Source organism: Nocardia sp. CA-135398, assembly GCF_050955845.1.
Taxonomy (GTDB): domain Bacteria; phylum Actinomycetota; class Actinomycetes; order Mycobacteriales; family Mycobacteriaceae; genus Nocardia.
This window is the reverse complement of record NZ_CP192084.1, coordinates 2728310-2741950: the sequence shown is the minus strand read 5'-3', so window position 1 is coordinate 2741950 and position 13641 is coordinate 2728310. Positions and strand designations below refer to the sequence as shown.

Genomic DNA, 13641 nt, shown 5'->3' with positions numbered 1-13641 from the left:
ATACTCGCCACGGAGCGGCCCCTTTTCCTGTCCAACGGATGTAGCTCAAAGCGGAAGAGCAACGATCTCCAAAATCGTGAGCTGGGGGTTCGAGTCCCTCCATCCGTGCTCATAACTCCATAGTAATTATACGGCAGTAGGCATTTCGTATTACAGGAATTGAATAACCCTGCCGCATAACGGTTTTGCGCCCGTGTAGCTCAGCGGACAGAGCAGCGTCCTCCGACGGCGCAGGTCGGTGGTTCGATCCCACCCGCGGGCACCAAAACCAGTCCCTCGTAGCCCAATTGGCAGAGGCACCGGACTTAGATTCCGGTAGATGCGAGTTCGAATCTCGCCGAGGGAACCAGTCCCCGCGGATTGCGTGGATCAGCGCTCGTAGCTCAACGGACGGAGCACCTGTTTACGAAGCAGGCGGATGAAGGTTCGAATCCTTCCGAGCGCACTGATGGGGTGTGGTGTCAACGCAGAATCCTGGCACTCCAGCGCAGACCAACTCCAGGCTCATGCAGGTTCGCCCCGGGGCTCTCATAAGGCCCTGCCGCGTGGTTCGACTCCACGATGAGCTACCACGTCACACTCGTCTGGCTCCAGTCTCGCGGCAACCAGCCGCGTTCGCGAGTGGTTTGCCGAGCCGGTGCCTGGTCGGTGTACAGATACCCTTCGGACCAGATGTAGCGGGCACCACCCCAGCGCGCGGCGGCGGTCACATCCGGAAAGAACCCGCACCCTTCGGAATTCGCGCTGGTATTGCACAACACCGGTATGCCGCTGATGGTCTCGTACGCCGCCAGAATCCGCGCGGTCGCGCTCTGTGCCGCGGCATCGATGGTCTGCACTCGCGCGGTACCGTCCAGCTGCACGGCGGGAATGCGGTCGGCCCACTCCGGGCGGATGCGGTGCTCGAAGGTCAGGTACGGATCGCTGCCGCCGGGTCCGAACACCTCCGCCGCCCGTTCCGCCAGGCACACTGCCGCCACCGACCGGTCGGCCGCCCGGCGCTTGATGCCGTTGAGCCGGTCCCGCATGGCCGAATCCGTTGCGGGAGCGAGGATGCTGCGGTTGCCGAGGGCGCGCGGGCCGATCTCCGCGCGACCCGAAAGCACCATCACCGGCTCCCCATTCCGGTGCAGTAACTCCGCCACTCCCCGCTCGTCACAGAGCTGTCTGCGCCAGTTGTCCGGCACCCCGCATACCTTGACTCGTGGACCTGAGTACACACCCCACCGCAGCGCCGGATTGCGACCCTTCCGGAACATCTCGCAGCACGCCGCGCCGATGGCGGCACCGGAGTCGTCGGGAAACGGCGGAATCCAGATCTCCTCGACAATCCCCCGCAGTCGCGAGTTCCACTTGACATCGAGGGCGCTTTCCCCGGTCACCACGAGCTTCGATGGCAAAGAAGCGGCCTGGCGCACAAGCGAACTCAACGTCGACAGTTCGCTCGAATCGGCGCGGAAGGTGGCGACCGAGCGGACCTTTCGTGCTGCCGCCACGACATGGTAGAGCCGCCCGACAGATCCACCGTCCCCGACCAAGACCAGCGCATCTTCCCCACGTGCCGCGAACGGACTCGTGCAATAGCCGCTCATGATGTGCTGGTCCACATGGTGATAGCTGACGTATTCGTCGGCGGCGGAACCGAATCCATGACCGCTGAAGCGGTGCCGCGCCAGCGGTATGGTGCGTCCGGGCCGATCCTGATACGGCGCGATCGTGAGCTCGATCGGACGGCCGCCGACCAGCGTCGCAATGCGCGCGGGCTCGGTCGAATCCGGCTCCGGCCCCGAACCGTCCACCACGAACCGGTCGATATCAGCGGGCGTCAATCCCTGCGCACGCAATATCTCGGCGACCTGGTCGAGATCGCCCAACCTGCGGTGCCGCCTGTTGTTGTCCAGTTTCTCCAGCTCGATGCAGAAAACCAGCCGGTCGCCCTCGATCACTGCGACCCCACCATCGTGCGACACTCTGATTCCGCAGATCACCACGCCGAACCACTGTACCGACGCCACCGCCGCCCACCGGCGGTGAGAATAGCTGCGGCCGAGGCATTTTCACTGCTCCGGGTTATCCGGCTCCGCGTCCCCGCCGCCGCGGATCGTCCACAGCAGACCCTCGAGCTCATCGGGCTTGACCAGCACATCACGCGCCTTCGACCCCTCACTGGGGCCGACCACGCCGCGGGTTTCCATCAGATCCATCAGGCGACCAGCCTTGGCGAAGCCGACGCGCAGCTTGCGCTGCAGCATCGAGGTCGAGCCGAATTGTGAAGTGACGACCAGTTCCACGGCCTGGACGAAGACGTCCAAATCGTCACCGATATCTGGGTCGACATCCTTCTTCTCACCGGCCTTGGCGGCGGTGACGCCCTCCTGGTACTCCGGTTCGGCCTGGTTCTTGGTGAAGTCGACGACCGCGTGGATCTCCTCATCGGAGATGAACGCACCCTGCAGCCGGGTCGGCTTGTTCGCACCCATCGGCAGGAACAGTCCGTCACCCATACCGATCAGCTTCTCCGCACCCGGCTGATCCAGGATGACCCGCGAATCCGTCAATGATGAAGTGGCGAAGGCCAATCGGGACGGCACATTGGTCTTGATCAGACCGGTGACCACGTCCACCGAGGGTCGCTGCGTCGCGAGCACCAGGTGAATGCCCGCGGCGCGGGCCTTCTGGGTGATGCGCACGATCGCGTCCTCGACATCGCGGGGCGCGGTCATCATCAGGTCGGCGAGCTCGTCGACAATGGCGAGGATGTACGGATAGGGCCGGTAGACCCGTTCGCTGCCCAGCGGTGCGGTAATGGCACCCGACTTGACCTTCTTGTTGAAGTCGTCGATGTGGCGCACCTTATTGGCCTGCATGTCCTGGTAGCGCTGTTCCATCTCCTCCACCAGCCAGGCCAGCGCGGCGGCGGCCTTCTTCGGCTGGGTGATGATGGGGGTGATGAGGTGCGGAATGCCCTCGTAGGGGGTGAGTTCCACCATCTTGGGGTCGATGAGGATCATCCGGACCTCATCCGGAGTCGAGCGCGACAGCAGCGATACCAGCATCGAGTTCACGAAGCTCGACTTACCGGAACCGGTGGAACCCGCGACCAGCAGATGCGGCATTTTCGCGAGATTCGCCGAGACGAAATCGCCCTCGATATTCTTACCGAGGCCGATCACCAATGGGTGGTGGTCATTTCGGGTCGAAGGCGCCTTGAGCACATCGGCCAGGCGCACCAGTTCGCGATCGGCGTTGGGCACCTCGATGCCGACGGCGGACTTGCCCGGAATCGGGGCGAGCAGCCGAACATTCTCGGTGGCGACGGCATAGGCGATATTGCGGGCCAGCGCGGTGATCTTCTCGACCTTCACACCTGGACCGAGTTCCACCTCGTAGCGGGTGACCGTCGGGCCGCGCACGAAACCGGTGACCGCCGCGTCGATCTTGAACTGCACCAGCACCTCGGTGATCGCCTCGATCATCGATTCATTGGCGGCACTGCGCTTCTTGGGCGGATCGCCGTCGGTGAGCAGCGTCAGCGGCGGGAGCGTGTAATCACCCTCGACCTCGCGGTCGGTGATGAACTCCAGCTGCTTCGGCGGCGGCGGGGTCTGGTCCTCGACCTTGATCGGGGCACGCTTCTTCGGCTTGGGCTTTTCTTCGGGCGCCGCCTCTGCCGCAATCGGTTTCGCATCGCGCAACGGCGGTTCACCGATGATCTCGGTCACCGCATCGGAGCCGCCGAATTCGTCGGGCGGGTAGTTCTCCTCGGGCGTGCGACCGCGCCGCTTCGACTTGGCATTGCGATGCAGCGGGAATCCATCCGCGTCGTAGTTGGCCGGATCGAAATCGGAATCGCCGTCGTAGTCACCGTATTCGTCGCCGCCGCTGCCGGTGCCGAAGTATTCGCGCAATCGTTGCGGTACCTCACGCACGGTGGTTCCGGTTACCAGCAGCACACCGAAAATGATGGCCAGCAACAGAATCGGCACCGAAAGCCAGGCGGTGAGTCCGTCGGTGAGCGGTCCGCCGACCACGAAACCGACGAAACCCGCTGCGCGCGAACGGCCGTGCGCATCGGTCGGCGATCCGGCCGCGACATGCCACAGACCGAGGACCGGCAATCCGATCAGCAATCCGCCGAGCACCAGCCGCGGCCTGATCTCCGGACGTGCCTCGGTCCGCATCAGGACAATGGCGATTCCGGTGGCCACGAACGGCAATCCGGCCGAAGCCGATCCGGAGACCGCGCGAATCGCCTCCTCGACCCAGTGCCCGATCGGTCCGCCCGCCGAGAGCCATACCGCCGCCGCGATCACCGCGCTGACGGCGATGAGGGCCAGTGCGATGCCGTCGCGACGATGGCCGTGTTCGATTTCGCCCGCCCGACTCACCGCCCTGGTGGTGGCGCCGAGACCGCGCGCGAGCATATTCCAGCCGCTGCTGATCCCACGGCTGAACACCGCGAGCGGTGCGGTATTCGACCTGCGCCGGACCGGGCGGCGCGCCGGTGTGGTGCGGGCGCGCGGTGCGGGCGAGCGGCGTTGCGCGGTGGTGCGAGCCTGGCCCGAACGAGATGCCGCAGTGGTCCTCCCCCGGGCCGATCCCGCCCGCGCACGAGTGGTCGTGGAGCTGCGGGACTTACCTGCCATGGACTCAGGCTAGCCGCAAACGCCCCATCCAGACCATCAACCACACAGGTATCGCACGTCCCTCGCCCGCCTCCCCGGGTATTTCGCCGGGCGTGAGTGCCACCGAAGTACCTGGCCGGACCGGAAGTAAGAGCTAGGCGGCTTTTGGGCGTACCCGATGGGCTACCGACGTGCGTACGAAGTCAGTCGTCGCGAAAATCGGTCGCTCTTGGCGTGTCGGCCTCGATCACAAAGAGCGATCCACCGCGAGGACGGCCTGCACATCCGCCGGATCACCCGCGGTTTCGATCCGGACCGCATCGCGCCCGAAGGCGTGCAGCAGCAGTTCCGATGGCTTGCCGGTCAGCGTCACCCGCGCGGTTCCTGGCTTCGTATGCACCACGGCACGCCTGCCGTCGGGCGTGGCCAATTCGACGGTGACCGGCGCTTTGCGATAGGCCATCCGCCCCATGCGACGCAGCGCCGACCACAGCTTGTCCTCATCGGCGGCGGGCAGGTCACGCGGCTCCCAGCCGGGTTCCGCACGGCGCACATCCTCGTGATGGACGAACATCTCGGTCAGATTGACGACGGCATCGAGCGGTTTGAGCGGAGACCACCACGGCGGTCCGGACCGCACATCGGCCAGCAGTTCCGGAAAGGGCTGCCGCGCCGCCTTGGCCTGCACCGACTCCAGATATCCGGCGAACGGTTTCAGCATGATGCCGGGCGACGCGTCCGGGCGGCGCTCCCGAACTACCAAGTGCGCGGCCAGATCTCGCACCGTCCAGCCGCCACACAGCGTGGGCGCGTCCGGCCCCGCGGCGAACATTGTGTCCACCAGTGCCCGACGTTCCCGTTGCGCCATGCTCATCTGCTGAACATATCGGATGCGGTGTCGGCGCGGCAGTCCGACTCCGATGGGCGCACCGAAATCGGGAACTCAGGCCAGGGCACCGTCGACGTACCGCTGTCCACCTCGCACTACAGCTATTCGGCAGTAGCCACGGACACGCGAAAACCGCCGGATAGCAACGGCTTCCGGCGGTTTCCGGTACGTGTCAGACGCCGATGACCGTCGGCACGATCATCGGGCGGCGGCGGTAGGTCTCGGCCACCCAGCGACCGACCACCCGCCGCACACTCTGTGCGATCCGGTGGGTATCGGTCACCCCCTCACCGGCCAGCCGCAGCAGTTCGATTTCGACGAGTTCCGCGGCGTCGACGAGTGCGGTCGGATCATCGGAGAACCCGCGCCCACTCACCTCGGGTGTGCTGACCGCCTTACCCGTGGTCGAGTCGACCGCGAGGGTGATCGAGATGAATCCGCCCTCGCCGAGCACCAGTCGATCCGAGAGCGTCGATTCACCCACATCGCCGACCGAGAGTCCGTCGACATACACATGCCCGACCGGCACGCGCCCCACGATCGAGGCGATCCCGTCGACCAGGTCCACCACGACGCCGTCCTCGGCGAGCACCACCCGATCCTCGGCCACACCGGTCGCCACGGCCAGCGCGGCATTGGCGCGCAGATGCCGCCATTCGCCGTGCACCGGCATGGCATTGGTGGGCCGCACGGCGTTGTACAGGTAGAGCAATTCACCCGCAGAGGCGTGTCCGGAGACGTGCACCTTCGCATTCTGCTGGGTGATCACCGTGGCGCCGAGCCGCGACAGACCGTTGACCACCGCGAATACCGAATTCTCATTGCCCGGGATCAGCGAGGAGGCCAGCACCACGAGATCGTCGGCGCGGATATTGATCTGGCGGTGTTCACCGCGCGCCATCCGCGACAGCGCCGAGAGCGGTTCGCCCTGCGAGCCGGTCGAGATGAGCACCAGCCGATCGCCCGGCAGAGTCGCGGCGACATCGAGATCGACGACCACGCCGTCGGGCACCGTCAGATAGCCCAACTCCTGCGCGATCTCCATATTGCGCACCATCGAGCGACCGACGAAACATACTCGCCGCCCGTACTTCTGGGCGACATCGACCACCTGCTGAATGCGATGCACATGGCTGGCGAACGAGGCGACGATCACCCGGTGCCTGGCCTTGCCGATCACCGTATCCAGTACGCCGCCGATTTCGCGTTCCGGCGTGACGAAACCCGGCACCTCGGCATTGGTGGAATCCACCAGGAACAGATCGACGCCCTCGTCACCGAGGCGGGAGAATCCGGCCAGGTCGGTGAGGCGACCGTCCAGGGGCAGCTGATCGAGTTTGATATCGCCGGTGTGCAGGACGACACCGGCGGGCGTGCGGATGGCCACGGCGATGGCATCGGGAATCGAGTGGTTGACCGCGAAGTATTCGCAGCCGAACGGGCCGTGCGTGGTGTGCTGGCCCTCGACCACCTCGACCAGCTTGGGACGCTGCCGGTGCTCGCGGCATTTCGCGGCCACCAGCGCGAGGGTGAATTTCGAACCGACGACCGGGATATCGGCGCGCAGGCGCAGCAAGAACGGCACCGCGCCGATGTGATCCTCGTGGCCGTGGGTGAGCACGATGGCTTCGACATCGTCCATCCGGTCCTCGATGGGCCGGAAGTCGGGCAGGATCAGGTCGACACCAGGCTGCTGGTCCTCCGGGAAAAGTACGCCGCAGTCGACGATGAGCAGTTTGCCGCCGTATTCGAAAACAGTCATATTGCGGCCGATTTCCCCGATGCCGCCGAGCGCGAAGACGCGCAGACCGTTCTTGGGCAGCTTCGGCGGGGTACCGAGACGGTCGGCTGTTGCCCGCTCGACGGGAGCCGAAACGGGTTGCTCACCGCGTCCACGTCCGCGCTGCTGACGGCCGCGGGCCGGTCGGCGGGGCTGCTCGGCCGGGGCCTTCAGCGCGGCCTTTTTCGCGGGGGCCTGCTCCGGCGCGGTCTGTCTGGACGCGGTCTCGGACTGCGATAGGTCACCGACGTCGGATTGCGCTGCCTGATCGGGCCTTTCGGTGCCGACCGGTGGGCGCTGCGCGGGGGGTTCGGGTGCGCCCGCGGCCCGGCTCGCGCTCCGGCGGGGGCGACGGCCTGCTGCTTCAGTCATGACTGCACCTCATTACTGGTCGGTTCGATCATGTCTGACAATGTGGTGATTCTGATTCGCTCACTCCTCATGAAAGCACCCCTGCCAGCCGGAGATCGGCGGCGAGGGCATCGAGTTGTTCGGTGGTCGGCATCAATTGCGGCAGACGCGGTTCACCGGCATCCACCCCGAGCAGACGCAGCCCACCCTTGCTCATCGCGACGCCGCCCAGTCGCGACATCGCGGCATTCAACGGCAGCAGGCCCGCATTGATCTCGCGGGCGCGCACCACGTCACCGGCGGTGTAGGCATCGAGCAGGGCGCGCAGCCGCTCGGGCACGAGATGTCCGATGACACTGATGAATCCGGTCGCGCCGACCGAGAGCCACGGCAGGTTCAGCGCGTCGTCACCGGAGTAGAAGACCAGATCGGTATTCGCGATGAGATCGGCACCCGCGTTCAGATCACCCTTGGCATCCTTGACCGCGACGATGCGCGGATGTTCGGCGAGTTTGCGAATGGTGTCGCTGGCAATGGGAACCACCGAGCGCGGCGGAATGTCGTACAGGGTGACCGGCAGGTCGGTGGCGTCGGCGACGGCGGTGAAATGCGCGATCAGGCCGTCCTGGGTGGGCCGGGAGTAGTACGGGGTCACCACGAGCAGGCCGTGCGCGCCCGCGCGCTGGGCATTGCGAGCGAGCTCGATCGAATGCGCGGTGTCATAGGTGCCCGCGCCCGCGATGACGGTGGCGCGCGCGCCGACGGCGTCGACGACGGCGCGCAGCAGATCCGCCTTCTCCGATTCGGTGGTGGTGGGAGATTCCCCGGTGGTACCGGAAATCGCCAGCAAATCGACGCCGCGGTCGACCAGGCGAGCCGCGAGCGCGACCCCGGCATCGACATTGAGCTTGCCGTCGGCACCGAAGGGGGTCACCATCGCGACACCAACTGCGCCGGACGCGCGCAGCTCCCTAGGCGTCGATTCACCGTTCGTCATGGTCAGAAAGGCTACCCGCTCCCGGGAATAGCCTCGACACCCTCATCGCCGAACGGCCTGCCACGGCGAGTGATTCACCCCCCAGTATTCGATCATGATGTCAAATCCGCCCTTGAATGACATCAGATATGGCGTCACACTGATGTCATGGATTTGAACAAATACACCGCCCGGCTACGCGAGGATCTGATCGCGGCCGCCGCACTCGGCGATGAAAAGACCCAGGCCACCGCCGCCGCCTTGGCCGCGGCGACCGAGAGTTCGGCGCGATTGGCGCTGCTCGCGGCGTTATCTGACCTCGCAGCGGAGGTCAGCACCGAGCTCGGCGACCGCACGGTTCACGTCTCGGTGGATGGCACCGACGCCACCGTTGACGTCCGCAAGAATCCGGCGGCGGAAAGCGAGCATCCGACGATCGAGGAGATGACCGGCGATATCAGCCGAGTCACCCTGCGGATGGTCGAGCAGTTGAAGGCCAAGGCCGAGGAAGCCGCCGCCGCCAGCGGAGTCTCCTTGAACTCCTGGCTCTCGAATGCCGTCAGCGGCGCACTGCGCGACCAGATGCGCGGCTACGGAGGTCCCAAGCGCGACATTTGAAGAGAAGCGCCCCAGAGCAGCGACGAGGACACCTCCGGAAGTTAGCGAGAAGTTCACAGTAGCGGCGCGAGATCGCCGCGTTCGCCGATGACCACCTCGTCCAGTTCCAGCCAGTCCGCCATCTCGCGGAGCGCATCCGCCAGTGCCGCAGCGGTTTCCGGTGTGCGGTGGCCCGGCTCTGCGAACGCACTCGGCACCAGCAGCCTGCCCGACGCGCGCTCGGCACGCAGGTCGACACGGCCGACCAGTTGTCCGTTCAGGAGGAACGGAAATACGTAATACCCGTGCACCCGTTTGGGTTCCGGCGTGTAGATCTCGATCCGGTAGTGGAAGTCGAAGATCCGCTCGGTGCGGGTTCGGAAGAAGATGAGCGGATCGAAAGGGCACAGCAGGGCAGCACCCTCGATCCGGCGCGGCGTCGAGGCGCCGGTGCGCAGATAGGCGGGTTTACCCCAGCCCGCCACGTCGACCGGTTCCAGCTCCCCGGCATCGACCAACTCCGCGATGGCCGGTTCGGTTTGTGAGCGGTGCAGGCGGTAATAGTCGCGCAGGTCGGTCTCGGTCGCGACGCCGAGTGCGGTGCCCGCGCGCAGGACCAATTCCCGCACCGCCTCCGTCTCGGATACGTTGCGCGCCAAGATCTCCGATGGGATCACCCGCTCGGCCAGGTCGTAGTGGCGGGTGAATCCGACTCGCTTGTCGACCGAGAGCGCACCCGCGGCGAAGAGCGCCTCACAGATCATCTTGGTATCGCTGAGATTCCACCACGAACCCTTGGGGCGCGGCTTGTCCAGCTCGAGATGGCGTTCCACCTCACCGGCGGTGGACGCGCCGACCTCGGTGATGACGTCGAGAATGTCCTTGCCGAGGGTGGGGTTGCGTTCGGTCACCCGGCGCATGCCGCTCCAGCGCCCGTGTTCGTATTTCCGCATCCGCCAGCGCATGAGCGGCCAGTCCTCGACCGGGATCAGCGCGGCCTCATGTGCCCAGTATTCGACCAGTCGCCGCGGGCGTCGCACACCATTGCTCCAGGCAGCCTCGTCCAGCACCGTCCGGTCGTAACCGCCGATCCGGCTGAAGACCGGCGCATAGTGTGCGCGCACCACCGCCGATACCGAATCCAGTTGCAGCAGTTGGGTTCTGCCGAGCACATCGAGGATCGTCCGCCGGGTCGGCGTGGCCGGTTTGCGTCGCCCGAAACCCTGCGCGGCCAGCGCCGTCCGACGCGCCGCGGCCGCACTCATCGTCCGCATGCGCACGACAATGCCATGGGGGTACGACAGATTCGGGAGTGCATGCAACTCCCTGCCGAAGTGGGTGCGGGAAACGGTACGACGGATTACGTCGAGACCGAGACCTCGCCTGCGGTGTCGATCTCGGTCCGCCGATCCCGCTCGGGTGCGTTCGCGAGGACCGTGGCCAGCACCCGTCGACCCATCGGCAATACCCGCACGGTCACCGAACCGGCATTGGCCGCGTCCAATTCCCTGGTCGCCGATTCGATCACCTGCTGGCGCACCCATTTCGGTACACCAGCGAATCCGCCGTCGTCGAGCAGCACCACCTCGACCCCGCGCGAGCGCGCACCACGTGCGGCACTGCTCAACTCGTCGGTCACCAATTGCGGTGCGCGCAGACCATCGCGGAGTTCGGCCTCCAGCAGCCTGCACTCTTCGCGTTCGGCCGCGGTGAGTTCGGCGCCTTCGGCAATGCGTTCCAGAATCGGCCGGGCCACCTTGTCGAGCCGGGCCAGTTGCCGATCCCGCTCGCCGTTCTGCGCGGCCATGGTCGCCTCGGCGGCCGCACGCATGGTCGCCTCCTCGCGCAGCAGCCGCAGCGAGCGCTGCATCGGCCGCATCACCGCCGCGCCGATGGAAACCCCGGCCACCGTGGCGATCGGCACGATGGATCCGACCACCACCCGCAGCCCATTCGTCGCACCGACCACCGCGATCACCGCCGCGATGCCCGCGACACCGCACCAGGCCACGCCCAACCGGCCACGCACCACCAACACCGCGAGCACATAGGACGAAGCGAATGCGGTCCAGACCTGCTTGGACATGCCGTGGTCGATACCGACGGTGGTCAACGCCGCCGCGATCGGACCGGCCGCGGCCACCGCGATGGCGGCGGGCAGCGGCAGCGGATCGACCGGAATCACCAGAACCAGCACTCCGGCACCGGCCACCAACACCAGCGCGGTCACGGCCAGAAGCAGCGGCGATTCGGCGAAATTGCGCACCATGTACAGCAGGATCGTGGCCTCGAAGATGACCAGGAAGAGCCAGGCCGAGCGGTCCCGCAGCCCGAGCAGATCGCGCAGGCCGAATTCGTTATCGGTATCAGCCATCGCCACCCCAGACCAAGGTCACCGTGGTTCCCTCCCCCGGTTGGGATTCCACGAATCCGGCGCCGCCGGCCAACTGACGCATCCGCCCGAGGATGCTGACCGAGACCCCGAGCCGATCGGCGGGCACCCGGTCCAGATCGAAACCCGCGCCGTCATCACGGAATACGACCCGGATACCACCCGCACTGATCGTCACCGTGACGGTGCGCTGCACAGTGCGGCCCGCAACGGTGGCGTGACGCAGACTATTTCGCGCCGCCTCGGCAAGGGCGGCGGCGATGGTGCCCGCCGCATGCACGGGAAGGCGCAGGTCATCGAGTCCGGCCCAGCGGCGCGCGGTGAATCGGATGCCGGGATTCACCTCGTGGATCGCCGAGCGCAGGAAGCCGATCGCCGATTGCGCGTCCAGTCGGTCGGGTTCGGTATTGGTGCCGCGACATTCGTCGAGTTGCTCCAACGTGCGTTCGGCCTGACGGCGCAGCACCGGCGATTCGGCACCCGCGCGCGAGGCGTCGAGCAGGGTCGAGAGCACCGCATCGTGGATCAGTGCGGCGAAGCGCGCGCGCTCGCGATCCCGGGCCGCGGCACCGGCCACGGCGGCCGCGCGTCGGCTCGCGATCACCGATTCCCGGTCCACCCGCGCTGCCGCCGCGAGCGCGAAGATGCAGCACCACAGGAATAGTGCGCACAGGCCAGCGGCCCTGGCGAAATCGCCGATCAGGGACCAGACCGTCGTACTGGGCACCGCATACCGGTTCCCCACCGTCGCCGTTGCCGCGGCGACCAGCAGATAGCCGGTGGCCACCGCGGGACGCCAAGCCAATACTGCCGCAAGCACGCCGAGTGCGAGGACTCGATACATCCACACCGAAGTGGTGTCGGTCAACGGCACGGCATAGATGAACGGGATGGTCGCGAGCGCCGCAAGATAACTCACCGCGGCCGCCCCTGCCACCACGCGAATCGCCCTGCGGCCCATGGTGAACGAGACGACCGCGAGCACCGGGAACCAGCCGAGCGCCACGCCGACCACCAGGCTCACCCACGGGCCGGAGACGAATTTGGCCTGGTCGGCGATGTCGGGAAGCTCGACGATCGCGACGATTACACCGGCGATTCCGACGGCCAGCCCCATGCGGCGCAGAATCCGGTCCGAGGCCGCTTCGACAATCTTGTCCCTGGACACCGCGATCCGCCCACGACGCCATCGACTCACCCGGAACGGGTCGACGGAACTCGCAGTGGTTGTAGAGGTGTCCAGCGCGCTGGACGCGGTCATACCCGCGCCTCACTGGCGCTCGGCTCCGATACGCCCGCGATTGCGGCTGTGTTCATGGACGCTCGCTCATGCCCTGGGATGCCGCTCGGGAACCGGTAGCCATCCGTCCTCCACCGCCCGCTTGTAGAGATCGGTCTTGGTGGGCGCCGGACGACCCGCATCGGCGTACTTCTGCCGGATACGCCCCAGATAGTCGTTGACAGTCTGTTCGGACAGACCGGTCAGCCGCGCGACGCGGGAAGCCTTCTCACCGGAGGCATAAAGGGTGAGCACCTCTTCCTGGCGCGGACTCAAACCGACATCGGACAGTTGCGGGTCACCATCGATGGCGGCAGCCCAGTCGGTGGTCACCACCTGCTCACCGGAGGCCGCACGGCGCACCGCCGCGACTACCGTCGGCACATCCTCGGATTTGCGCACCACGCCGAGCACTCCGGCCTTCGCGGCCGCGCGCACCAGGAATGCGTTATCCGCGCCGGTGAATACGAGGACCTCGACACCGCGATTGCGCAGCGCGCGCACATTGTCTTCGGGCGCGGAGCCGTCGGCCAGTCGCAGATCGAGAACAACCAGATCCAGCGGGGCGCTATTCGCTGACGCCGCAAGCAGTTCCGGTACGGTCCCCGCGGTCAGCACCAGATCGAGATCGGGTTCCGGCGCCAGCATCGCAGCAAGTCCGATCGCCACCGATTCGTGGTCTTCGACCAGCCCGATCCGGCGCGGTGCTGTTTCGCCCCCTTCGGCCCACATCACCTCGATACTCCGTTCCC

10 protein-coding genes and 4 tRNA genes are annotated in these 13641 nt (G+C 66.3%); 5 read left to right on the top strand and 9 right to left on the bottom strand.

Features of this window, described 5'->3' with window-relative positions:
- Positions 1–34 precede the first annotated feature (34 nt).
- The 4 genes from ACQP1T_RS12210 to ACQP1T_RS12195 all read left to right on the top strand — a co-directional run bounded on the left by ACQP1T_RS12210 (position 35) and on the right by ACQP1T_RS12195 (position 445).
- Positions 35–108: transfer RNA gene (locus ACQP1T_RS12210), tRNA-Trp, on the top strand.
- An 81-nt stretch (positions 109–189) separates the two neighbouring features.
- Positions 190–265, top strand: a tRNA-Arg gene (locus ACQP1T_RS12205).
- A 7-nt stretch (positions 266–272) separates the two neighbouring features.
- Positions 273–349: transfer RNA gene (locus ACQP1T_RS12200), tRNA-Leu, on the top strand.
- 23 nt (positions 350–372) lie between these two features.
- Positions 373–445, top strand: a tRNA-Arg gene (locus ACQP1T_RS12195).
- A gap of 121 nt (positions 446–566) precedes the next feature.
- On the opposite strand, the gene ACQP1T_RS12190 is transcribed toward ACQP1T_RS12195, so the two are convergent.
- From ACQP1T_RS12190 to dapA, 5 genes are all read right to left on the bottom strand, one after another.
- Positions 567–1988, bottom strand: a complete 1422-nt coding sequence (locus tag ACQP1T_RS12190; protein ID WP_433762171.1) for a carbamoyltransferase N-terminal domain-containing protein — start codon at positions 1986–1988, stop codon at positions 567–569.
- A 69-nt stretch (positions 1989–2057) separates the two neighbouring features.
- Positions 2058–4646: a DNA translocase FtsK gene (locus ACQP1T_RS12185; RefSeq protein WP_433760042.1), complete on the bottom strand. Its 2589-nt coding sequence runs from the start codon at positions 4644–4646 to the stop codon at positions 2058–2060.
- Positions 4647–4872: 226 nt separating this feature from the next.
- Positions 4873–5499, bottom strand: a complete 627-nt coding sequence (locus ACQP1T_RS12180; RefSeq protein ID WP_433760041.1) for a TIGR03085 family metal-binding protein — start codon at positions 5497–5499, stop codon at positions 4873–4875.
- Between the two features lie 187 nt (positions 5500–5686).
- A complete protein-coding gene (locus ACQP1T_RS12175) occupies positions 5687–7666 on the bottom strand; it encodes a ribonuclease J (protein ID WP_433760040.1) in 1980 nt (659 codons plus the stop codon).
- A gap of 67 nt (positions 7667–7733) precedes the next feature.
- A complete protein-coding gene (dapA, locus tag ACQP1T_RS12170) occupies positions 7734–8642 on the bottom strand; it encodes a 4-hydroxy-tetrahydrodipicolinate synthase (RefSeq protein WP_433760039.1) in 909 nt (302 codons plus the stop codon).
- A gap of 147 nt (positions 8643–8789) precedes the next feature.
- On the opposite strand from dapA, the gene ACQP1T_RS12165 reads away from it, so the two are divergent.
- Positions 8790–9239, top strand: a complete 450-nt coding sequence (locus ACQP1T_RS12165; protein ID WP_433760038.1) for a toxin-antitoxin system HicB family antitoxin — start codon at positions 8790–8792, stop codon at positions 9237–9239.
- A 53-nt stretch (positions 9240–9292) separates the two neighbouring features.
- Here ACQP1T_RS12165 and ACQP1T_RS12160 read toward each other — a convergent pair whose 3' ends face one another.
- The 4 genes from ACQP1T_RS12160 to ACQP1T_RS12145 all read right to left on the bottom strand — a co-directional run bounded on the left by ACQP1T_RS12160 (position 9293) and on the right by ACQP1T_RS12145 (position 13621).
- Positions 9293–10492: a winged helix-turn-helix domain-containing protein gene (locus ACQP1T_RS12160; protein WP_433760037.1), complete on the bottom strand. Its 1200-nt coding sequence runs from the start codon at positions 10490–10492 to the stop codon at positions 9293–9295.
- Between the two features lie 86 nt (positions 10493–10578).
- Complete coding sequence (locus ACQP1T_RS12155) at positions 10579–11592, bottom strand: hypothetical protein (protein ID WP_433760036.1); 1014 nt, start codon at positions 11590–11592, stop codon at positions 10579–10581.
- On the bottom strand, positions 11585–12871 hold the full coding sequence (locus ACQP1T_RS12150; protein WP_433760035.1) for an ATP-binding protein: 1287 nt from the start codon (positions 12869–12871) through the stop codon (positions 11585–11587). Before ACQP1T_RS12150 ends, ACQP1T_RS12155 begins: the two co-directional genes overlap by 8 nt.
- Before the next feature lie 66 nt (positions 12872–12937).
- Complete coding sequence (locus ACQP1T_RS12145; RefSeq protein ID WP_433762169.1) at positions 12938–13621, bottom strand: response regulator transcription factor; 684 nt, start codon at positions 13619–13621, stop codon at positions 12938–12940.
- Positions 13622–13641: the final 20 nt, after the last annotated feature.